Genomic DNA, 22,698 nt, shown 5'->3' on the forward strand with positions numbered 1-22,698 from the left:
ATAAGGAAATATATGTCATTCTTCAAATTTTTATTGTTGTTACTTGGTCTTAGTGGCCCAGCAGATCCTACTGAACCGACCGACCCTGGTGGGCAGAATCCTAGCGAACCAACTAATCCAGTCGACCCAGTTGACCCGGTTGATCCCGTTGACCCTGTTGATCCGGTATTGCCAACCGACCCAGTCGAACCAACTGACCCAGTTGAGCCTACCGATCCTGTAGAAGATACTCTGCAAGCTAAAATGCTGAAAGCAGTAAACGAAGCACGTAGTGTTGGGCGTAAGTGTGGCAGCACCTATTATCCAGCCGCTGAGCCATTAAGTTCTAATTTAAGCCTGCAATTGGCCGCTGAAGAGCATTCTAATAACATGGCAAACTACAACTTCTTCTCACATTCTGGCTTAGATGGCTCTAGCCCTTCTAGCCGAGCAAGAGGTCAAGGCTATAGCTCATCTTATGTTGGTGAGAATATTGCCGCAGGCAACCGCACCTTGGAAGATGCCATGTCTAGCTGGTTGAAGAGTAGTGGTCACTGCTCAAATATCATGAGTGATAAATACACCGAGTTAGGTGCAGCAATGAGTGAAAATAGCAGTAGTACTTATGGCCAATATTGGACACAAGTTTTTGGCGCGCAATACTAAAATAAGAAAAGTGCTAAATGGTTAATGGCTAATAGTTATAGGCCCAGAGTTAACGCTCTGGGCTTTTTTGTTAGTTGGTGTGGAGCTGGGTAATTTCTTTTTCATGGATGCCTACTAAATCCAAAATGTAGATGTAAATGCAGCTAAAGTGATTTCATGTTGAACACATGTTTCTCTGTTAAAGCTCAACTGCCCCTAGTTAAGCCTAAAGCTATCTTCTATTGTTGTTGATGAGTTCAAAACACAGCGGCCTTGTTTTGTTACTCTGCTATTTTGAAGTAGTGAGTCTGATGGAGGGAGTTTGATGGCAACAACACTGGCTTTTGATGTTTATGGCACCCTGATCGACACCCAAGGTGTGCTAAATCAACTGCGCGAATATATGGGCGAGCAGGCAGCACCTTTTTCGCAAGCTTGGCGAGATAAGCAATTAGAGTATTCGTTTCGCCGAGGCTTGATGCAAAACTACCAAAACTTTGCCTTGTGTACGGCGCAAGCTTTGGACTATTGCTGCCAAGTGTTTCAGGTGCCTCTCAGTGAGCAACAAAAGCAGGATTTGTTGACTATTTACCAAGTATTGCCAGCTCACCCCGATGCAAAGTTAGCTTTAGCTGATCTGCAACAAGCGGGCTTTAGGCTCTATGCATTTTCTAATGGTCAGCAAGCTGCGGTTGAGTTGTTACTAGAAACGGCAGAGATCCGAGACTTTTTTAGTGCGGTGGTGAGCGTTGACGAGGTAAAAAGCTTTAAACCTGATCCAGCGGTTTACCAACATTTTCTCGATAAAACCCAAAGCCTAGCTGAGGCCACTTGGCTGGTGTCATCTAATCCTTTTGATGTTACTGGCGCGGTTTCGGCCGGTTGGCAGGCTGCATGGGTGCAACGTTCGCCCGCAGCGGTATTTGACCCTTGGGAGCTAGCACCCACTGTTACTATCACTTCATTATCAGATTTAGCTGCTGCTTTAACAGCCTAAGCACGCTGCTTTCTTTTGAACTCGCGCTAAGTTTAACGCCTTGCATATTGCTACAGTGCTGCAAATAGACAGCTATTCAATTCAAGCTTTAAGGAGGTCGCAATATGACGAAAGTAGATAAAAAACACAGCCAACAAATTTACTACTTTGATCAAGCCATTTTTGAAGAGCAAACCCAATGCCAAGAAGTACTTTATGACTACAACCACAGTCGCCCCTCTGAGGTAGAGCGTCGCGCAGCTTTGCTAAACGAGATTTTTGCCGAAGTAGGTGAAGATTGCATGATAGAGCCGCCGCTGCATGCCAATTGGGGAAAGCATACTCATTTAGGTAATAAGGTTTACGCCAACTTTAATCTCACCTTAGTAGACGATACGCATATCTACATTGGCGATTACACCATGATTGGCCCGAATGTCACTTTGGCCACTGCGGGTCACCCAGTAAACCCCGAGCCGAGAATGCAAGCCGCTCAATTTAATGTGGCTATTCATATTGCCACTAATGTGTGGATTGGTGCTAACTCGGTGGTATTGCCGGGAATTTCTATTGGAGAAAATAGCGTTATTGGGGCGGGTAGTGTAGTGACCAAAGACATTCCCGCCAACGTGGTTGCGCTTGGCAACCCTTGCAAGGTATTGCGTGAAATAAGCGAGCATGACAAACAGTTTTATTATAAAGACTTGGCGTTTGATTAAGGGAGTTTGTCCGCTACAAGGCTAGCAGGAGCGCTCAACTCAAGCACGCCGCTGCTAGTTTTTTCATTGGTCTTTGCCCTATTAAAAGACAGCTATTGTTCTAATTCGTCGTTTTCCTTCTTTGTTTACACCTACTAAGTTGACGTAAAGCGAATCTTTCCTACCTTTACAGTAACTACCGAATAAAAAATCATTAACTCCACATTAGCTAGCTAGAGCGGTTGCCACTCAAGGCATTTGCTGCTGTTTGGGTTATTGGCATTTAGGCTGAGCGCGATGCTCATTAAGCGACACAATATTAAGGACTAACTATGAAAAGGATTTTGGCTACTTTGGCGTTAATACTTGGTTTAGGCTGTATGTCTTTCGCTTATGCCAAGCCAGATAAACCTAATATCTTTGTTATTTTTACCGACGATGTAGGTATCTCAAATTTAAGTGCCTATCACCGCGGCGTAATGAGCAGTGAAACGCCGAATATTGATAGCATTGCCGAAAAAGGCATGTTGCTCACAGATTACTATGCTCAACCTTCTTGTACTGCTGGGCGCTCAGCCTTTCTTACCGGGCAGTTTCCTGTGCGTACTGGTTTACATTCGGTGGGCTTACCTGGCGGGCCGGTTGGCTTAAACCAGGATACTCCTACGCTGCCAGAGCTGCTTAAAACCATGGGCTATCGCACGGGGCAATTTGGCAAAAACCATTTAGGTGATCGCGATGAGTTTTTGCCTACCATGCACGGTTTTGATGAGTACTGGGGTTGGTTGTATCACCTTAATGCGATGGAATATACCGAAGATCCTGATTGGCCAAAAGATCCTGCTTTTGAGCAGTTTGCTCCACGCAATGTTATTTACGCTAAATCTGACGGAAAAGGTAATCAAACCATAGAAGACGATGGCCCGTTAACTAAAAAGCGTATGCAGACTCTCGACGATGAAGTAAACAAACATGCCATTGATTTTATTGAGCGAGCGGTAAAAGCTGATGAACCGTTTTTTACTTGGTATTGCCCGTCTCGAGGTCATGTTTGGACACACCTTTCACCTGAATATGAAGCAATGCTGGGTCAAAATGGCTGGGGCTTACAAGAAGTAGTGATGAAAGACTTAGACGATCACGTTGGTGAAATGCTCGCAAAACTCGAAGAGCTAGGCGTTGCTGATAATACCATTGTGATGTTTACCGCCGATAATGGTCCAGAAATTATGACTTGGCCCGATGGTGGAATGACCCCTTACCATGGGGAAAAAGGCACCACTTGGGAGGGGGGAGTTAGAGCGCCGCTATTGGTGAGTTGGCCAGGCAAGATTCCAGCGGGAAAAATTCATAATGGCATGTTTGATGGAATGGATTGGTTGCCTACATTGGTTGGCGCTGCTGGTGGTCCAGAGGATTTAAAACAGCAAATGTTAGAAGGCTTTGAGGGCTTCAAAGCCCATTTAGACGGTTACAATCAGCTAGATATGTTAACTGAAAACAAGCCCTCGAATCGCGAACACATCATCTACTATGAACGAGACAAGTTACAGGCTGTGAGAGTAGGTGACTGGAAAGCGCACTTCGTTGTTCAAAACGAAGGCTGGAGTGGACCAAAAGAAGAGCTAAATGCGCCTCTGTTATTTAACCTGCGTCGTGACCCGTATGAGCGAGCCGCCGAAGAGTCAGGAATGTATATTAAGTGGATGGGTGAAAAAATGTGGGCATTTGGTCCAGCTCAAGCGGCGGTGCAGAAGCATTTAGCGAGTTTTGAGAAGTGGCCAGTGGTCACCGCCAACGATAGCGCTAGTGTTGGCGGAGTAGGGAACTAAAGTAACAAGTAGTAAGGCCTCTAGTTAGAAAAGCCAGCAAGGAGCTGGCTTTTTCTATTTAGGTGGATGAGTTATTGGCAAATATCACCGCTTAGTTCTGGAACTTCTGGAGTGCCATTACTATTGCCTTGGAAACCAAAGCTCACGCTTGCTCCTGGTTCGATAGTGGCGTTCCATGCTGCATTGTTTACGGTGTAAGGGCCATCACCTGATAGTACGCCATTCCATAATTGATTAACGCTGTTGCCAGTGGTGTATGCCCAGCTAACTTGCCAGCCATTAATCGCTTGCTCGCCGGTGTTAATGATACGTACTTCTGCGTTAAAGCCAGAACCCCATTGGTCTACTATCACATATTCACAGCCAGCCTGGCTTGGTGGAAGGGCAGTAATCACCAGCTCTTGATTGGTGTTTGTCTCAAGTAGGCCATCAGACACGGTAAGGCTTACCGAATAACTCCCCGCTGCATCATAGTCATGGCTGACTAAAGCACCGCTTGCCGTATAACCATCGCCGAAGTTCCACTGATAGTTTAGCGTGTCGCCCTCAGCATCGCTGGAGCTGCTAGCGTCAAAACTGGCAGATAAACCTTGGCTACTTGCTTCAAAGCTCGCTATTGGCGCGGTATTGGCGGTAGATTTTACTTCAACGGTAACCTCAGCCGGAGCGGACTCAAGCGCCTCGTTGTCGGTCACACTGAAGCTGAAATTATCGCTGCCCACAAAGCCTGTTGCTGGAGTATAGGTTAAAGCAGGCGCTGTGCCGCTTAAGCTGCCATTAATGGGTTGGCTAAGCACTTGGTAGCTTGCTATTTCGCCACCATTGTCGCTGCCACTTAAGGTGAGGCTTATTGGCGTATCTTGTGGAGTGGCAAGTTGCTGTGGTGTGGCAATGGGCGTACCCAAGGTATCTTCTGCATAGGCTAAATCAATACAGCCATGAAAGCGCTCAAAGGTCCAAGAGTTACGGCCCCATTCGCCATAAATCACCTGATGACCGCTGCGTTCGGGCAGAGTACAGCTGGTGATAAAAGTATTGGCTGTTTTGTCGGATACTACCGCTGGATTGGCATTGGGGTTGTTATCATCATATGGCAAAGCACAAAACGGTTCTGTTTCAAAATCATCCCAAGTTAAGGCTTTGCTTGGGTCGAATACAAAGCCTGGCTTGGTTATCCAATAGTGAAATTCTCGAGTATCAGAGAAGTGATTTCCCCAGCTAATGTTCCAAGTAATATCCAGTGGCCCAGCTTGAGCGGGTTGGCCTGGCCAAGAAGTCGCTACGTCCCAAGGTGTGGCGCCGCCCTGCCAAGTTTCGCTGTCAAAGCCACATACATTGTTCGGGAGAGGTGATACTACTGCACGCCCTTCGGCATGAGTAAGCACACTCATGAATTTGTAGCCACCTTGCGAGTCATTTTTGAAAGCGTCAACACAATGAGTGCTGCTGGCTTGATCGGGCTTTTCACTGAAGCCGCAAAGCGCATTTCGAGAGGGGGGGTCAACCATTAAGCCGTGAGCCAACACTTGGCTAGTGGCGAGGATGCTTAGTGAGAGTATTAGTTTGTTAGTCATGTTATTCCCTTATTGTTGTGTATGGAATGAACACCAGCGCCAAGCTGGTGGGCAAACTCCTGCTACCAAGTCCGTTTGTTATAGTTTTCAAACTTGGTAAAACTTAAGTCATTAGGACAAATCACGTCCGTAATAACTAATAAGTTATTTAAGGGAAATTAGTTGAGCATATTGCGTTGATCCAGAAAATTGCTGAAGCCAAGATTCTGTCAGTTTCATTAGTAATTGATTATGTTGTTACTAATCACGTTTTGTTGTCGGAGGAGTTCGAAAACACGCTGTGCTAGCGGGGGGATTGGTAGCTGGTAATCGCTCTTGTATTGGGGTAAATCACATTTAGCAAATAAAGTTTGACTGTTTTTTTGTACAGTTCGGGTAGGCGTTTGCGAGTGATAAATTGGCTTTGTTTAAGTTTTTAGTGCCATAGTTCGGCAGCTTTCTGCTGCTCTCTTTAGCTTTGCTTTTTGTGAATCGCTAACGGCCATTTAAAGGGGAAAGTTAACAATACAAAGCGTGAGCGAAAACGAAAACCGATTTATCTTCGAAGACTTACAATGACTGATTAAAGTAATTACCGTTTTCACTCACGCTCGAGACCTATTAATTAGCCGGTGCTTTAGCTTTGCGGCTATTTACCCATAAACTACTGAGTATTAAGGCAATGCTAAATAGAGCTACGCCACTCCAACCATACTGGTCAAACACTCTCACTCCTAATAGCGAGCCAAACGCACCGCCAAGGTAGTAGCCCAGCATGTATATTCCATTGATGCGGCTTTGTGCGGCAGGGTCAATTGAAAACACCCTTACCTGATTAGACACTTGAGCGCTAAACACACCAAAATCAATCAAAATGATGCCAACAATTAAGCCGAGCAATGAGTTACCCCAATTTGCCGAGATGGAAAAGCCAGCAGCAATCAGTAACAAGGCGGCACTAATCATATTGCGAGAGCCGAACTTGGTCACATATGGGCCAGAGAGCTTGGCACCGCTTACGCCTGCCAAAGCAATAATTCCAAATAACCCTGCTTGTTGTGCATTGTAGTTAAATGGTGCTTCGCCAACATGTAGCGCTAAGGTGGCCCAAAGCGCGTTAAAAGCAGCAAACCACAGTGCACCCGTTAAGGCTGAGGTGCGCAGAGCAGGGTGCTTTTTAGCAAGGCCAAACATGCTAGCCACTAGTTTGGGGTAAGGCAGTTTTCCTGCGGGTGTATTGCTGGGAAGGTAGCGATAAAGCCATAACCCAAATACCAAAGCGATAGCCGCAGACATCGCAAATACCGCCCGCCAACCAAGGTGTTCGCCTACTACACCGCTAACGGTTCGAGACAGTAATATACCAATGGTAAGCCCCGTCATCATGGTGCCGATAACCCGGCCCTTTTGTTCTGGCGAAGATAATGATGCCGCAAAGGGGATTAACTGCTGAGTTATGTTGGCGCTTAAGCCGATGACAAAAACAGCGCCTAGCAGCATGGCCAAGTTCTGTGCAGAAAATGCCAACAAAGAGGCGGAGACTAGAAAAAAAGACAGTACCGCAATTAAGCCTTTGCGAGACATGTTGTCTCCTAAAGGTGAGATCAGCAACAAGGCTGCAGCATAGCCAAACTGGGTGGCTGCTGGAATGGCACCCAGCGCCTCACCGCTTAGTTGTAACTCTTGCCCCATTTGTGGCAACAGTGGTTGATTGTAATAAAGGTTGGCTGCTGTAGCAGACACCGCGCTAGACATTAACAGTAGTAGGCCTTTGTTTAGCGAAGGGTTGTTTGCTGAGTTGTGGCTTAAATCAGTCATAATTTTTCTTCTATGTCGCTTGAAGTGAATAGCTAGTTTGTTGGCAGCCACTTTACGCCTTTGGTGTCTATAGCAGAAATGCTAATATTTGATTCTAGCGATAGTATTTTGGTATAGATGAAATGGAACTAAAAACTCTCAAGAGCTTTATAGCGGTTGCCGACTTGCAAAATTTTTCTGCTGCTGCCCGCCAGTTACATACTGTGCAACCCGCCATTAGTCGCCATATTGCCACTTTAGAAGAAGAACTCGGTGTGGCTTTGTTTGTGCGTAATTCACGAGAAGTGCATATCACTGCAGCAGGACAACAACTATTGCTGGACGCCAAAGACTTAATTGAGCGTGCAGAGCTGGCTAAGTCACAGGCTTTGCGCAGTGCCAAAGGCGAAATAGGGGAACTACGTATAGCCTATTTAGGCTCGGCCTGTTTAAGCTTTATGGCGGGGCTAGTGCGCGCTTACAAACAGCGCCACCCAGCTGTGAAAGTGAGCCTTTTTGAAATGACAGCTGCCCAGCAAGTGTTGGCGTTTCAGCAAGAGCAAATTGATCTGGGCTTTTCGCGGCCTTTGCCTGCCGAGTTTAGCCAGCAGTTTGTTACTGAGACTATCTATCAAGATAAGCTGGTGGCGGTGCTGCCAGAAGACCACTGCTTGGCAAAAGAAAAATCACTGAGTGTAAAGCAACTGGCCAGAGAGCCCTTTGTATTGTTTAAGCGCAGTGAAGCAGTTGGTTTGTTTGATGGGATTATTGCCTTATGCCAAAAGGCTGAGTTTTCGCCAAGTATTGTTAGTCAGCCTAACCATATGCAAACCTTGTTAACCGAAGTAGCATCGGGCTTAGGGGTTTCTCTTGTCCCTTACTGTATCGCCAAGTTGCACAGCGAGCACTGTGTGTTTGTGCCTATTCGCGATAATACGCAGCCGATTTATTTGCAGCTGCATTATCCTGCTATGGCAACTAAGCCAACCGTGAATGCTTTTGTTGAACTGGCGTTAGCGTCTTTGACTGAGATTCAAGCATCTATGCCATAACCAAGGACTATTGCTTGGGAGTTGTTTGCTCATCGGCGCAGCATTCGTCTTGCAAAAAGCCAATAACAGTTTGCAAGCACTCAAACTCGGCCACGCAATATAAAGTACGTCCTTCTCGGCGCTGGCTAAGTAAACCTGCAGAGACCAAACCGGAGATATGATGGGACAAGGTTGAGCCGGGAATGCCTAGATTTTCTTGTAAGCCGCCTACTGCGATACCAGCGTAACCCGCCCTTACCACGCTGCGATAAATGCTTAGGCGCGTAGGATGACCAAGTTCTTTTAGGGCTTTAGCAATGCTTTCTGTATTCATACTGACTTCTCTAGAAACAAGATATTTCGATATTACTAGAAACATCTTGTTTTTTCCAATGCTCAGGTATATATTTCGAAAAATCTAGAAATTTGGAAATAAATCAATGTTTGATATTAATAGTGAAATGGCCTGGCAGGCCCTAAATATGTTTGGCTTTTTAGCAGTAGAGCTCACCTTGTTGTTTTTAGCTATTAGCTACTTGGTAGGAGTATTGCAGCTGTATATACCACCACAAAAAATCCAAAGTATTTTGAGTGCTAAAAATGGTTCGGGTTATATCGTGGCTGGTTTTTTAGGAGCAATAACACCTTTTTGTTCTTGCTCAACCATACCTTTTTTAAAGGGCTTATTACGTGCTAGAGCGGGTTTTGGCACCATGATGGTATTTCTGTTTGCCAGCCCATTGCTTAACCCGATTATCATTGGTTTGTTTGCGATTACTTTTGGTTGGAAAGTTAGCCTGTTCTATTTTGTTATAGCTATGGGGGTATCTGTGGTGGCTGGTTACAGCCTAGAGAAGCTGGGTTTTGAAAAGTATGTAAAAGCTGAGTCTTACCTTGAGCCAGAAGCCAAAAAATGTGGTTCTGCATGTTCAGGTAAGCCCGCGGTGGAGCGTAGCAAGTGGTTGAAAGTGTGGGATAGCACTTGGCAAGATTTTAAAAAGGTATTGCCTTACCTTATTGGTGGAATCGCGGTGGGCTCATTGATTTACGGCTTCATGCCTAGCGAGTTGATTGCCCGTTTTGCGAACGACAATAATCCCTTTGCAGTTCCTGTGGCGGCGGTAATTGGTATTCCTTTATATATTCGCGCCGAAGCGGTAATCCCGCTAAGTGCTGCCTTAGCAGCTAAAGGCATGAGCTTAGGCGCGGTAATGGCCTTAATTATTGGCAGTGCTGGCGCCAGCTTAACTGAAGTTATTTTGCTTAAATCAATTTTTAAGAACCAGATGATCGCGGCGTTTTTGGTGGTAATTTTAAGCATGGCTATAGGCGCAGGTTTTCTTTATAACTTTGTTTTTTAATTGCAGAAACTCTTTGGGGCTTTGCGTCCCAAGGGGTTATTGCTTCTATTCACAAAGTTCTAGCGCAGTTCAAATAGCTCTTCATGGTAGTTATTTAAGTTGAAAGTAAGCTTGGCCAAATCGTTTTTAAGCGCCTTGGAAAAAGCGATCGGCCCGCAGAACCAAATAGTACGCTGCATTAAATCAATGACCTCATGGTGCAGCTGTTCAACACTAAGCAGAGGATCGCTGGCACTATTAACGATATGGAGTTGTATATTAGCCTTACTCGTCTGTTGTTTTAGCTCATCAATAAACTGTTGGTCTGGGTTGTCTGCGCAATAATAGAGGTGAGTTACTTGCTCTTTTAGGGCGAGTTGGCGCTCTTCAATAATGGCTTTGAATGCTGCAATGCCTATGCCGCCAGCTATCCATACCTGCGGAGCTGGATGCTTAAAATCGAACTGACCATAGGGCCCTTCTATTCGAAGCTTTTGCTTGAGGCTTAGTCGGTTTTTCAGGCTACTGGTAAAGTCCCCCAGCTCTTTAATTAAAAAGCGCAATTGCCCATTTTGTTTAGCGCTGCTAGCAATAGTGAAGGGGTGGGGTTCTTCACCTGCTACTTGCACAAAAGCAAATTGGCCGCTGTGGTGTCCGCTCCAACTAGGCGCTGCTAAGCGTAAATCTAAGACTTTGTCTTTGGCTAAGTAGTTTATCTGGCTAACGGTCGCGTTGTGCTGTTTGCTTTTACCTATTCGACCAAACAAGCTATAAACCGCCGCAACACAGCCTACCCAAATAAAGCTTAATGCGATGAGCGTAATGGGGTAAGGCCAATAGCTGTGTTTAATCAATATGGCGGAATGAAATGCCAATGCTAAAAATGCTAGCGACATGAGTTTGTGCGAATAACGAAAACCTCGGTAACGAATTGCTCCCAGCAAGGCCACGAGCACCAGTAAAGCAATGCCATAAAATGCCAGCTCACCCACTTGTTCAGCTAACTCTCGCAGAGGGCGGATTAGCGCATATAAAGAATCTGGGTTATTTGGGCCAGAGCCTTTAACTGGCTTGTCTAAGAGCCCTGCTTTAACCAGTTGCTTAGGGATAATGGCAAGTAACCAATGCGTTGTAGCGAGTACAACAGAAGCAATACCTAAGTGTTTGTGTAAACGATAAGACTTGTCTAAGCCTTTGGTTAGCTGCTCGATAAATGGCAGGCGTAAGGCTAACAGCATAGTAAGGCTCATTAAGGCTATGGTGAGAATACCGCTGTATTGAATCAGCGCAGAGCGCCATTTAAAGAAGTTATCTGCAGAGAAAATATTGGGCTCTGCTTGAAGCCACAACCCTGTGACGGTAGCTATGACCAGCAAAATAGTGAGAGAGGTTTTACGCATGATTCGGCCTTACTTATCCCTAAGTGTTAAGTATAAAAAGGCCAATCTCTAGTTAGGTAAAGCGAGGGTAAAGAAGTGTAAAGTGAGGAGCGGGGGTGGTGAAAATGGGAAGTAAGTTAGATGAACAACCTTGCCATTCACCTAACTAACGTTTTAGTTGCTTAAAACCCTTCTAGCACTATTTTCCCTTTGGCTTTTTGCGATTCGATAAAGGCGTGGGCTTGTTTTAGGTTGTCGGCATTTATCTGACCAAAATGCTCACCTAAGGTGCTTTTTATCTTGCCTTGGTCAATCAATGTGGACACTTGGCTAAGCAAGTCATGCTGTTTAATCATGTCTTCGGTTTGGAACATTGAGCGGGTGTACATAAACTCCCAGTGTAGCGAGATACTCTTTAGCTTGAGCTGTTTTACATCGAGTTCTGCGGGGTCGTCTATTAAGCCAAACTTACCTTGTGGCTTAATTACTTTAACTATTTCGCCCATGTGTTCGTCGGTATTGTTTAAGCTCACTACGTAGTCGATGTTGTCTTGCTCGCCCAGCTCTTCACTCAGTGGATTGCGGTGATTGATAATTTGATCGGCGCCAAGCTCTTTTAACCATGCTTGGGTTTCTGGGCGAGAGGCGGTGGCGATTACTTTTAATTTGGTGAGCTGTTTTACTAGCTGAACCATTATTGAGCCTACGCCGCCAGCAGCGCCGATTATTAAAATCGACTTTGGCTCAGTTTTGCTTACTTGTAAGCGGTCAAACAGCATTTCCCAAGCGGTTAGGGCGGTAAGCGGCAAGGCAGCTGCATTGGCTGTAGGAATACTACTAGGCGCTAAACTTACTATTCGCTCATCTACGAGTTGGTATTCGGCATTGCTGCCAGAGCGGGTTAGATCGCCGGCATACCACACTTTGTCACCTACTTTGAAAAGCTGGGTTTGGTCGCCAATTTGCTCCACGGTGCCAACTGCATCCCAACCGATGACTTTCCATTGGCCTGATTCTGCAGAGACATTGGCGCGAATTTTAGTATCAACCGGGTTTACAGATATGGCCTCAACTTTTATTAATAAATCTTTGCCACTCGCACTAGGCTTTGGCAGTTCAATATCTTGCAGTGATAAGTCTTCATTAATTGCTAGGGCTTGTTGGTAGGCGACAGCTTTCATTGGTGGCTCCATTAGGGCGAAAATCCAGATAACTCAGTGTAGTAGAGATTAACCTTGGGAAAAACACAGTTTTGATTAAATCACTTTCAATTTATTTTTGATAATCAGCGAGCGGCACTTAGGTGCTCTAAGCTAAATGGCACTAAAAAAATAACGGGCGGCTAACTGGAACAGTTGTTCGTTACTATCCCACTCTAAGCCATGCAAGGCGCGCTGCGGTCGCTGGCTGTTTAGCCATTGGTATTCGCCCGCCAAAAACCAGTTTTTATTTAGCCTATATTGATAGGCACAGGTAAAGCCTTTACCGCGCTCGTTATTGTCATCCAAAGGGGTATTGTCGCGGTCGATATTTTCAAAGGCTTCTACCCGTAGGCTCACTCGGTGCTTCTTTCTAAAACTGTGGGTGAGCATGGCAAAACCGTTGGCAAAGTCCATGTTTACTGCGTCTTGGCGATCGGGCGATTGCATCAAGGTTGAGCCGTTCATGTATTGCCACAATAATTGCCATTGCTTGTTTATGCGCCATTTACCACCTAAGTGAGCAAACCTAGTTCGCCAGGCGTAGTCGCCGCCATCAATTAAGTAAGGCTTAGCTAAATTATCGTAGTAGCCTACTCTAAACAGCGCGTGGCGTTTGATGCTCCAGTCAAGGTTGGTATGAAAGCCGGGGCGATTATCAATTTCTTTAAAGGGATTTGAACGGCGGGTTTGATCGGCCAATGCCGGCTGCAATAATTCTGGAAATGGCCGCGTTTCACCCCATAGCGTTTGTCTGGTGCTGCTTGCCCAGCCATGCCAAGCCAATAAAGCGCCTGCAGGGTCATTAGCCACAAACAACATGCCGCTAAGAGATAAGTTGTGCTTGGAATTAGAGAACTTGCCTAGGCGTTCTAGCTTGGCTTCTATGCCGGTGGTACGAATTTCTTCGCCCACCCAAGTGTTTAGGGTAGAAGCGTTTAAGGTATAAGGGGTAGCCCAAGCGGTGGCGGTATTTTCGAGTGAGATGCTCGGGTACATAATGCCTGCTCGGCCTGACCAACGCAGTCCATTCTCGCTTGGTAAACCTTTGTAAGCAAAGAATGCTTCGGTAAAGCCTATTGCGCTGCCTTCTTGGTCTAGCCAGCTGTTGAGCACTAATTTGCCAGAGAAGCCATTGTCCCAATGAGCACTTAAATCTAGGCCGGCCTGGGCTATCGATAGTTGGCTTCCATCGGAGTAGCCAAATTTGCCAAAGCCACCTTGTACATAGCTGTCACTGCTATCTAAATGGCTGGCGCGCAGATCTAAGATCCCATTGATTTTATACTCTGCGGCTAGAAGCGGATTTAACGTACCTGCTAGCATCACACTTATGCTGAAAATAATTCCCTTATTCGGCAAACTCGATGCTCTCCTGAGCGAGTAATTCATACAATTCTTTAGCGGGTTTTGGACGACTAATAAAGTAGCCTTGCGCTAAATTACACTTGGCTTTTTCTAGCCAGCGTAGGCTTTCGATATCTTCAATACCCTCTGCTACTACACTTAAGCCCATGTTGTGCGCCAGCTCAATGGTCGACTTCACAATAATCGCATCATCAGCATCAATGGCCAGCTTTTGTACAAAAGATTTGTCAATTTTGAGCTCGTGTACTGGTAGGCGTTTAAGTTGAGCTAGAGAGGAGTAGCCAGTGCCGTAGTCATCAATAGACAACTTAAAGCCGCGTTTTTTAAAGCGTGCGAGTAAGGCGATGGCTGTTTCGGGGTCGTCCACCAAGGCGCTTTCGGTGACTTCCAAGGTGAAGGATTCAGCTGCCAGCTGTTTACTCTCGATACTCTGGCAAATGAAGCTATAAAAGTTATCGTCTTTTAGGTTTTCGCCAGAAATATTAATCGCGATGTTGATATCAATGCCTTGTACTTTCCAAGCCAAGCTTTGGGATAATGCCTCTAAAAATACCCAGCGGGTGAGCGGATTAATTTGCCCGGTATGTTCGGCAATTTCGATAAAGGCATCGGGTGGAACCATGCCTAGCTCAGGGTGTTGCCAGCGCACCAAGGCTTCTACGTGGGTAATTTTGTTGGCGGCAAAACTAAACTTTGGCTGGTAGTGCAGCGTGAGCTGGTTATTTTGAATCGCCTTTTTAAGATCGTTGATTAAGCTTAATCGCTCAACGGTATTGGTATCGGCGCTAGGGTCATAAATATAGCAATGGCTGCGGGCTTCACGGCAGTGATTTAAGGCTGCATCAGCTTTTTGTAGTAGTTCTTGTGGTTTGTGGCCATGCTCTGGAAACAGCGCAACACCCACATGCGTTTGTAGCTGCAGGTGCATGTCTTGGAAGTTGCAGCCTTCATGCATTTGCATGGAGATAAGTTGCAAGTGATGGTGAACGTTGTCGCGACTCACAGCGGGCAAGATCACAATGAATTCGTCGGCACCAATGTGACAGAGATAGTGCTCGCTGCTTAGCGCACTCAGGCGTTTTCCCGCCTCTTTGATTAGTTGATCGCCAGCCTCATGCCCTAAGGTATCGTTCACTTGTTTTAAGCGACAAATGTTTAAATGCAGCATGGCGAAGGGTTGTTGGTTATCGGCCGTTAACGTTGCCAGCTTGTTGGCTAGCCAGTTACGGTTAGGTAGCTCGGTAAGTGGGTCGTGGTGCAAGCGGTGATTAATCGCTTGTTCACGACTGAGAACATGCTCTTGCATGCTATTAAACTCGCTGGCTAGCTGGCCAAGTTCGGTTCTGTCGTTAATTGATACTGGCGTTTGATAATCACCAGCAGCCAGCCGTTTAGCTTGTTTCACCAGTAGTTTAATCGGTCGAGTAATGTCATCGGCAATCAGATATGCCGCGACCATCGAACAAAACAGCGTGAGTGCGGTGAGCAGTAAAATTTGCACCCAACTTTGTTGAATCACCGCCACTAGGTTGTCTCTGGAGCTATGTAACACCACATAAAATGCGCCGTCGCCTGCTACGCTAAATTGTTGGTGTAGGGCGAGCACTTCACTATTTGTTTGGTTCAGTAAAGCTTTGGCGCTAGCAAGGTTTGCATCTGGATTACTTGAACCTAACAAAGACCATGTTTGTTGTTGCTGCAAGATAAAGTCGGTTTGTAAGCCAGTTTGGTTTAAAAAGCTTTCTGCCAATGGCTTACCAATTTCATAGCCAAAACCGGCCCAACCAATAATGGCAGGGCCACTTTTAATTGGCGAGAGATGCAGCTGGTAAAGCCGCTTGCCAATAGCGTAGTAGGGGGGGAGTTGGTCTTGTTGTAGGGCAGGCATAAAGGCAAAAGCTTGGCCTTGTTGTTCACCCCTCACCACTTTGCTTTTTTGATTAGCTTGCTGACTGTTTACTAATTGCAGTTCAATCATGCCTGATGGCGTGACCACCATGGCTAAGTCTGCATTAATGCGTTTACCGTGATTATGTAGAGCAATCGCAACGCTGCGTTGATCTTCACCAAATACACTTTTTAATCCGTAATCATTGGTGACCGTTTCGGCGAAGCTGCTTAGGTAAAACCCACGGCGATTAAACTCACTTTGAAATAAGGCGTTGGCTTTGCTCAACTGCGAGTCAATGGCGATTTTTTCTTTTAATCTTAAGGAGTCGTAGGTAGACCAAAATGAGATCGCTTGTAGTAACAATAATAGCGATACGATCAGCAGTAGTATTTTGGTCTTTATGCTTTTCATCGGCGCTCCTGCCAATTAGTACTCTGAGAGAAAATCAAAATCATCCGGATTTTGCTGTTCTAGTTCTGCATCTTCTATAGCGTTGGGCAAGTTAAGTGCTAGCTTACCATTGTCGTTAATGTTTATCTGTTGGCTAATTTGCTGATTAGCTGTTTTAAGCTCTGGATGCCAAACAACCAGTTGGTAATCACCTGCTGGCACTGCAATAAATTCAACCATTCCTTGGGCGTTGGTTTTGTTAAACAAGGGCGTATCAACCAGCAATAAATATGCGCCCATCCAGTCATGAATGTTACACCCCATAGGTACCACACCACTGTGGTCGAAGTCATGTTTGCTGTGGGTCTCACCCGATTTAATTTGAAATGAAAACTTGTTATCACCGGCAGCAGAGTAGATGTGGTGGGTAATGTTGTCATCGTTATTAAAATCAACTTGGCTACCACGTTGCGCCACACTGATGTAAGGCACAAAGGCTTTGTCTCGTTGGCCTATCACAACGGTTTGTTGGTTTACCTCATTAAGTTGATGGCCTAGTGGCTCGAGATAAACCACCACATTAGCGGCGGGGCTGCCATCAGGCTGGCTGAGACTTAACTGGTAGCTAAAGTTTGAATTGGCAAGGCTCGAAAAGCTGAGAAGTACTAACGCTAAACTGGTGACTATGTTTCTCATCGGCATCCTTTCGCCACATTACTGGTGGCTGATGAAATCTGTTGGTGGTAATGATTCTAGTACTTAGACCTTAGCACTTAGCCAAATATTACAGCTTGTTTGGTTTAGGCTCCATTAACTGATTTAAGTGTATGCACTTGGGGACTGATTGAGGAAGGGGAACTTGCGCTAAATGCGACTTATCTAAGCGGCTTATTTAAGTAAACTGGGGTTGAACGGTCAAGAGTGCCGCATTCATGCAGTTAAAGGGCAATAAAAAAGCAAACCCAATGGTTTGCTTTTTTGCTTACTCAGGTTTGCGCTTACCTGTCATAAATTCTTCGAGAATCTCGGGAGTTAATTCACCGGCTTCTTCTAAGCGCTTTAGCTCCGCTACAATAAGCTTTTGCTCTTCCATTGATGGGACTGGAAGCTCAGGCTCTTTTTCGATGCCTTCTGGAATATTTAAATTATCTAACATGGTGGCTCTCACGATAAAACTTAGTTGGACTAAGTATATCAGCAAATGGGTGTTCAGTAGCAGTGCTTGGATATTGAAAAGTTATTGCTCGATGATCTAAATCATCACCTGCCTAGTAAGCATTAGCATTAGCTGAGCGCCGAAGGCCTTAAACAATGGTGAGCCCGAGTATGAAAAATCAAATTAATCCCAAACGTTTACTTAATAGTAAGTGGACTAAACAAGCAGTGGTGAACAAGCAAAAGCATTTTATAGTGACAGAGTTGGAGCTTGATGAATTACAAGCAGTGCAACGTTGCGTGATTCAAGCGGTTTATAACCAGCAAGACTTTGAGATTGATTGGCGAGAGCTAAAAGATCGCTGCCATTGGCAGCAAGGATGGAAGTAGTAAAGTTAGGCACTGCTTTACAGTGCCTAAACTAGAGTGCATTAGCTGCGGCTAGTCACTTCTAGTAAGTGATAACCAAACTGGGTTTTCACTGGACCATGCACAGTATTAAGCGCTTCGTTAAATACTACTGTGTCAAACTCTGGCACCATATCGCCTTTATTAAACTCACCAAGTTCGCCGCCGTTTGCCCCTGATGGGCAGTTTGAGTGCTGCTTGGCGATGTCGGTAAATGCGGCCCCGCCTTCAATTTGTGCTTTTAGATCTAAACACTGTTGCTCGGTATCTACCAGAATATGGCGTGCGCTTGCTCTTGGCATGAGATGTCCTCTGTATATGTCGCTGTTAATGGCTAAGCCCTATTTACTTACTGAATGCTTAGCTTGAGAGGGCAAATGTAGTGGTAAAGCTTAGTGTCTGTCAAATTGGGAAAGCACGCTTTGTGCTTCCCCAGTCAAACTTTATAACACGGTAATAACGTCTTGCTCTGGTAAGCGAGCTTTTGGTAGACCGTGGTTGTAGTCTTCACCGTCTAAGTGGTAGCCCAGTGCTAAAGCAAAGTGGCAAACGTGCCCATCAAGTTCTTGCTCGAAAATCTCGCCAATTAACGCTGAATCCACACCTTCCATTGGGGTTGAAGCAATGCCTAAACGCGCTAATACGTGCAAGGTATTACCTAATGCAATGTAGGTTTGCGCCTTGGTCCAGTTACCGTTAAAGCCACTCTCGTCGGTATTGGCTTCAGCAAAGCTAAATCCGCCGTTCAGCATCGCGTCGTACATGTCTGCCGGTAAGTGGCCAGAGCTTACTTCAACGTCTACCACTTTGCGGTAGTCATCTTTAGTAAAGTTGGGGTTATGAGCAAACAAAATGATGTGTGAAGCTTCGGTTGCGTGTGCTTGGTTAAACTGATGCATATTAGCGAAGCTGTCATGAAAGCGTTGCTTAGCTTCGCTGCTTTCTAGCACGATAAATTTCCAAGGCTGCGAGTTGATTGAAGACGCGGATAAGCGAATGGCTTCTTTAATTACGCTCATGTCCTCTGCTGAAATACGCTTTGAGGCATCATACTTTTTAGCAGTGTAGCGGCTGTTTAGATCGTTAATAATTGGGTGAGACATAGGTAAGTCCTCGCTAAGCTTGTTTAGATGGGCGCATCTTATGAGGTTCTGTTTTTAAGAAACAGGGTCGAACTCTCCAATTATTATGGTCTTTAATGTCCATAATGATGCAGAACTGATAAAGCGAGTGAGTTTTGATGGGAGCTTAGTAAAGCGTTAAGAGACTAACTTTGTTCGATGAATTTAGAAGACACAGTTGCAGAAACAAAAAAGCCGCTCAATCGCTTGAGCGGCAAAGGATATAAAAGGCTATTGGATTACATTGCTTCGATTAAGATCAGCCCTTCGCTGCCCGCATCAAAGCTCACTGTGCCATTGTTTACAGTGGCAATAGAGCCAGTGTAAGCGTTACGCACGCTGCTGCCGTTGTCGAAGTAGCCAGCCACATTTACAGATACTGTGCCTGAGCCATCTACCACTACAACAACATTGTTGCTTTCACCCGATACTGGGTTAGTCCAAGTACGCGCAAAAGCCTTACCGTTAGACTGGCTAACAGTAATGTGCTGGCCGGCGCCTACAGCTGGGTTATCACGACGGAACTGACCCACTTTTTGCCAGTGTTGGTGAACGCTGTTACCTGCTTTGTTCCAGTCGATGCTAGAGCGGCTGCCCTGGTCGGCGTCTGAACCACCATCACCGTTTACACGGCCAAGTTCATCACCGTAGAACACTTGTACGCCACCAGGTAGTAGCAATAAGGCGGTACCTGCACGTTTCTGGCGGTTGTCGTCACCGTTGTAGAATACGGCTCCGGTATCGTGGCTAGAAATGTAGCTGAGTGAGTTCCAATCGCTAGAGCTGTTAACTTGGTTAGCGTAATTAGCAAACTCGCTTAGCATAGTGTCGGTGCTAGAAATCATGCCATTAACAGTGTTTTTGAAGCTGAAGTTAATTACAGAATCAAAGCCACCATCGGTATGATAGTTAGATTGGTTAAATCCATGGCCAAATACTTCTGCAGTTGCCCAAAACTCATCGTTCCAATCGGCACCTGGTGCACTAGGGTTGTTTTGACGCCATTCACCTAGCGCGCCTTTGGCTTCGCTAATTAGGTTAGCCCAGTGGTCGTTAGTTACGTGTTTGGCAGTATCTACACGGAAACCATCGATACCGTAGTCACGCACGTATTGAACTAACCACTCGGTGATCCAATCACGAACACGCTTGTTACCTTGTGCTTGGTAGTCACTTAAGTAGCCTTGGCCAAAGGTAGATTTATTGGCTAAGAACGGAGGAATACCCACTTGCTGAGTAGACTCCGTTTTAAAGTCTGGCAAGAAGGCTAAACACTTGGTTAGGTCATCACCACCACAGCCATCGTAGCCCGGTAAACCAACACGTACCCAATCTTTACCCCACCAGTTCAACCATAGGTTTTCATCGCCATCGTAGTTGATGAAGTCATGGTAGCCGAACCAGTTTTGACCATTGCTAGGTGTCCAGTTTGGACCAGCAGTGTCAGAGCCGTAGTTAAACTCATCCATGTCTTTCAGGGTATTGTAACCGGCGTGGTTCATTACCACATCCATCACTACACGAATGCCTTGGCTATGCGCTTTATCTACAAAGGCTTTAAACTCTGCAGGTGTACCCATGTTGGCATCAAGGTTGGTGTAATCTTGTACGTAGTAACCGTGGTAAGCGTAGTGAGCAAAATCACCGTCGCTGCCGCCACCTACAAAGCCGTGAGCTTGTTCGTAAGGTGCCGTTAACCAAATGGCGTTAATACCCAAATCGGTGAAGTAGCCTTCATCCAATTTCGCGGTTAAGCCAGCAATATCACCACCATGGAAGGTACCAATGTTTTTGCCTGTGGCATCAACACTTGGACGGCCATAAGAGTTGTTATTGCTTGAGTTACCATCGTTAAAACGGTCGGTAATTACAAAGTAAACGTTAGCGTTATCCCATGTGAAGTCAGACGCTGTTGGCTGCTCAACTTTGGTAATGGTGAAACACTGGTTAGCGTTGCTGTTTGCGTTTTCTGCATACAAACATACTTGCAAAGACTCACCAACGGCTAGGTTGCTGCCAACCGAAATGCTTTCGCCATTGCTATAAGCAATGCCGTTAACTGGATCGCTACCATCGGTAGTGTATAAGCCACCGGTAACGTCATCACCCGTAGCACCTAAGGTGATGCTTACTTCGTTTGTCCAGAAGGTGCTTATTGCAGGATCAATACTTACCTTGGCATCATCGCTAGGTATTTCACAAGTATCAGTCCAACTCTGGCTGCTAATGGTGTAACAACCGTTTTTGTCGCGGAATAGATCATCCGTTTGGCTATTGCCTTGGTTGCTAAAGATAAGTTTGCTTGAGTCACTGTTCTCAAACTTAAACTCATGCCAGTTTTCACCAAGGGCTGTCATTGCATCACCAGGCCAAGCTGAATCTGCTTCAGTACCTGCAGGAAGGGCATCCCAGTGGTGAATTGACGGCGTCCATTCTGCTGGCGCGTTTAGGTAAACGGTAAAGCCAGTTTCTGGAGCGGCAATCTTATTGTAGGTATAGGTTTGAGTAACCGAACCTTGAGCATTGGCTACAAATACCTGTAACTCAACGGACTCGCCTACAGCAAGCTCACCACCAATGTTGATGATGTCGCCATTGCTAAAGTTTACACCTTGGGTGCCACCAGTTGTGCTTAGCTGGTAGCTGCTATCTGTAACGTTTTCGCCTTTGTAGCTTAAGGTTACCGCTAGTGTGTCGGTGCTAAAGTCACTGCTGCCAGGGCTAACAGTTAGCTCTGGTTTGGTTTCAATAATGACTACGTCGGCAGCGATAGCTTTGCTTGAAGCATTAAAGCTGATGTTGTAGTTGGTATTGTCTTCAACTTGGAAATCTTGGTTAGGGTAGTTTTCGCCCCAGCTGCCGTTGTCAGAACATGCAGCAATCTTAAAGCGTGCTGGGCTTTCTTCACCGGCAAAGGCTTGGGTTAGCTCATATAGGCCAGTTGCAGAGTTAAGTTGCAATGGAGTTTGGCCCCAGCCATTTGGCGTGCCGCGGAAACACCATACTGCAGGCTCTTGGCCAGCAACGGTAATGTCTACGCTGGCGGTATTACTTACCGCGCCTTGGTTATCGCTAACTTGTAAAGTAACGGTTTCGCTTTGGGTGAAGGTAACACTAATAGATTCAGTGGTTTCGCCAGTGCTCCACGAATAACTGGCAATGCTTCCATCGTTATCGCTAGAGCCGCTTGCCGAGAAGGTGATGCTAGTGCCTGCATCTACGGTTTGCGCGTTTGCTGGTGAGATAACAGCAGTTGGCGCTTGGTTACTATCACAGTTTGCTACCGATACTGCGTCGATATTTTTGCTGTCACTGTAAAAGGTTATTTGGTAGCTACCGGCCGATACGCGGTAGTCTTGGTTGGGGTAGGCTTCTTGCCAATTGCCCCAACGGTCAATTTTAAAACGTGGGTCGTTGTTGCCAAAGGTTTGGCAGGTTTGAAACTCGGTACTAGATACCTGATCCATGGCGGTGGTTTGCCAGCCATTTGGCGTGCCACGGAACTCCCATTCTGCTTGAGCAGAGAGAGAAGCCGTTAACAAGCCAAGGAGTACTACCTTGTTCATGTCATTTCCTTATTCGAGTATTTATTGTGATAGCCAAAGGCATATCAAGCTGTTAGCCAATGTTAAATGACTCTTGGCGGTCATTTATTGCGCGACCATAACGCTGGTCAAACAAAAAATAGCTTTAAAAATGAGCAAACTGAGGTATTCATCAAATAAATATATTGATTTTGTGATTGAAAAGGATTTCATTTTATTTGTCATATCAACCAAATGTTTATATTCCGCTGATTATTCACAAATTTTGTTTTAACCAGATAAGTCACTGTGAGGTGGCATATCCGCAACATTTCTAATAATTGGCTGAGGGCAAGTGGATAAGGCCAAGCGTGTTTTGATATCGCACTCATCAAACCACGGGTTTACTCGA

19 protein-coding genes are annotated in these 22,698 nt (G+C 45.7%); 7 read left to right on the top strand and 12 right to left on the bottom strand.

The features are described 5' to 3' along the window. The first annotated feature begins 12 nt into the window (after positions 1-12). From G6R11_RS21920 to G6R11_RS05135, 4 genes are all read left to right on the top strand, one after another. The gene (locus G6R11_RS21920) at positions 13-645 is read left to right on the top strand and encodes a CAP domain-containing protein (RefSeq protein ID WP_304503124.1); all 633 of its coding nucleotides are present in this window, start codon (positions 13-15) and stop codon (positions 643-645) included. Between the two features lie 304 nt (positions 646-949). Further along, a complete protein-coding gene (locus G6R11_RS05125; RefSeq protein WP_163132021.1) occupies positions 950-1,621 on the top strand; it encodes a haloacid dehalogenase type II in 672 nt (223 codons plus the stop codon). A 104-nt stretch (positions 1,622-1,725) separates the two neighbouring features. Beyond that, positions 1,726-2,319 carry a sugar O-acetyltransferase gene (locus G6R11_RS05130; protein ID WP_163132022.1) on the top strand — a complete coding sequence of 198 codons (594 nt, stop codon included), beginning with the start codon at positions 1,726-1,728 and terminating at the stop codon, positions 2,317-2,319. A gap of 311 nt (positions 2,320-2,630) precedes the next feature. Next, positions 2,631-4,130: an arylsulfatase gene (locus G6R11_RS05135; RefSeq protein ID WP_163132023.1), complete on the top strand. Its 1,500-nt coding sequence runs from the start codon at positions 2,631-2,633 to the stop codon at positions 4,128-4,130. 71 nt (positions 4,131-4,201) lie between these two features. On the opposite strand, the gene G6R11_RS05140 is transcribed toward G6R11_RS05135, so the two are convergent. Continuing rightward, entirely contained in the window at positions 4,202-5,704 is a 1,503-nt protein-coding gene (locus tag G6R11_RS05140; RefSeq protein ID WP_163132024.1) for a lytic polysaccharide monooxygenase, read from the bottom strand. 600 nt (positions 5,705-6,304) lie between these two features. Beyond that, entirely contained in the window at positions 6,305-7,501 is a 1,197-nt protein-coding gene (locus G6R11_RS05145) for an MFS transporter (RefSeq protein ID WP_240352404.1), read from the bottom strand. A gap of 122 nt (positions 7,502-7,623) precedes the next feature. Here G6R11_RS05145 and G6R11_RS05150 point away from each other — a divergent pair, with 122 nt between their 5' ends. Beyond that, positions 7,624-8,532: a LysR family transcriptional regulator gene (locus tag G6R11_RS05150; protein WP_163132025.1), complete on the top strand. Its 909-nt coding sequence runs from the start codon at positions 7,624-7,626 to the stop codon at positions 8,530-8,532. 7 nt (positions 8,533-8,539) lie between these two features. Here G6R11_RS05150 and G6R11_RS05155 read toward each other — a convergent pair whose 3' ends face one another. Beyond that, the gene (locus tag G6R11_RS05155) at positions 8,540-8,845 is read right to left on the bottom strand and encodes a helix-turn-helix transcriptional regulator (RefSeq protein WP_163132026.1); all 306 of its coding nucleotides are present in this window, start codon (positions 8,843-8,845) and stop codon (positions 8,540-8,542) included. 106 nt (positions 8,846-8,951) lie between these two features. Here G6R11_RS05155 and G6R11_RS05160 point away from each other — a divergent pair, with 106 nt between their 5' ends. Then, on the top strand, positions 8,952-9,872 hold the full coding sequence (locus G6R11_RS05160; protein WP_163132027.1) for a permease: 921 nt from the start codon (positions 8,952-8,954) through the stop codon (positions 9,870-9,872). A 59-nt stretch (positions 9,873-9,931) separates the two neighbouring features. Here the strand turns inward: G6R11_RS05160 and G6R11_RS05165 are convergent, their stop codons facing one another. The 6 genes from G6R11_RS05165 to G6R11_RS05190 form a co-directional block, all read right to left on the bottom strand. Further along, entirely contained in the window at positions 9,932-11,251 is a 1,320-nt protein-coding gene (locus tag G6R11_RS05165; protein ID WP_163132028.1) for a ferric reductase-like transmembrane domain-containing protein, read from the bottom strand. A gap of 161 nt (positions 11,252-11,412) precedes the next feature. Next, positions 11,413-12,411 (bottom strand): zinc-binding alcohol dehydrogenase family protein, encoded by a 999-nt coding sequence (locus G6R11_RS05170; protein ID WP_163132029.1) that lies wholly within the window; start codon positions 12,409-12,411, stop codon positions 11,413-11,415. Between the two features lie 132 nt (positions 12,412-12,543). Further along, entirely contained in the window at positions 12,544-13,791 is a 1,248-nt protein-coding gene (locus G6R11_RS05175; protein ID WP_163132030.1) for a hypothetical protein, read from the bottom strand. After that, complete coding sequence (locus G6R11_RS05180) at positions 13,781-16,099, bottom strand: EAL domain-containing protein (protein ID WP_163132031.1); 2,319 nt, start codon at positions 16,097-16,099, stop codon at positions 13,781-13,783. The genes G6R11_RS05175 and G6R11_RS05180 overlap by 11 nt, the downstream gene beginning before the upstream one ends. Positions 16,100-16,114: 15 nt before the next feature. Then, positions 16,115-16,774, bottom strand: a complete 660-nt coding sequence (locus G6R11_RS05185) for a hypothetical protein (RefSeq protein ID WP_163132032.1) — start codon at positions 16,772-16,774, stop codon at positions 16,115-16,117. Between the two features lie 286 nt (positions 16,775-17,060). Next, positions 17,061-17,234 carry a hypothetical protein gene (locus G6R11_RS05190; protein ID WP_016400452.1) on the bottom strand — a complete coding sequence of 58 codons (174 nt, stop codon included), beginning with the start codon at positions 17,232-17,234 and terminating at the stop codon, positions 17,061-17,063. Between the two features lie 170 nt (positions 17,235-17,404). On the opposite strand from G6R11_RS05190, the gene G6R11_RS05195 reads away from it, so the two are divergent. Next, the gene (locus tag G6R11_RS05195) at positions 17,405-17,623 is read left to right on the top strand and encodes a TIGR02450 family Trp-rich protein (protein ID WP_163132033.1); all 219 of its coding nucleotides are present in this window, start codon (positions 17,405-17,407) and stop codon (positions 17,621-17,623) included. A gap of 41 nt (positions 17,624-17,664) precedes the next feature. On the opposite strand, the gene G6R11_RS05200 is transcribed toward G6R11_RS05195, so the two are convergent. The 3 genes from G6R11_RS05200 to G6R11_RS05210 all read right to left on the bottom strand — a co-directional run bounded on the left by G6R11_RS05200 (position 17,665) and on the right by G6R11_RS05210 (position 22,328). Continuing rightward, a complete protein-coding gene (locus tag G6R11_RS05200) occupies positions 17,665-17,943 on the bottom strand; it encodes a peptidylprolyl isomerase (protein ID WP_016400450.1) in 279 nt (92 codons plus the stop codon). A 141-nt stretch (positions 17,944-18,084) separates the two neighbouring features. Continuing rightward, positions 18,085-18,744 (bottom strand): NAD(P)H-dependent oxidoreductase, encoded by a 660-nt coding sequence (locus G6R11_RS05205; RefSeq protein ID WP_163132034.1) that lies wholly within the window; start codon positions 18,742-18,744, stop codon positions 18,085-18,087. Positions 18,745-19,001: 257 nt separating this feature from the next. Continuing rightward, on the bottom strand, positions 19,002-22,328 hold the full coding sequence (locus tag G6R11_RS05210; protein ID WP_163132035.1) for an alpha-amylase family glycosyl hydrolase: 3,327 nt from the start codon (positions 22,326-22,328) through the stop codon (positions 19,002-19,004). Between the last annotated feature and the right edge of the window lie 370 nt (positions 22,329-22,698).

The organism is Agarivorans sp. Alg241-V36, assembly GCF_900537085.1.
Classification (GTDB): Bacteria; Pseudomonadota; Gammaproteobacteria; order Enterobacterales; family Celerinatantimonadaceae; genus Agarivorans.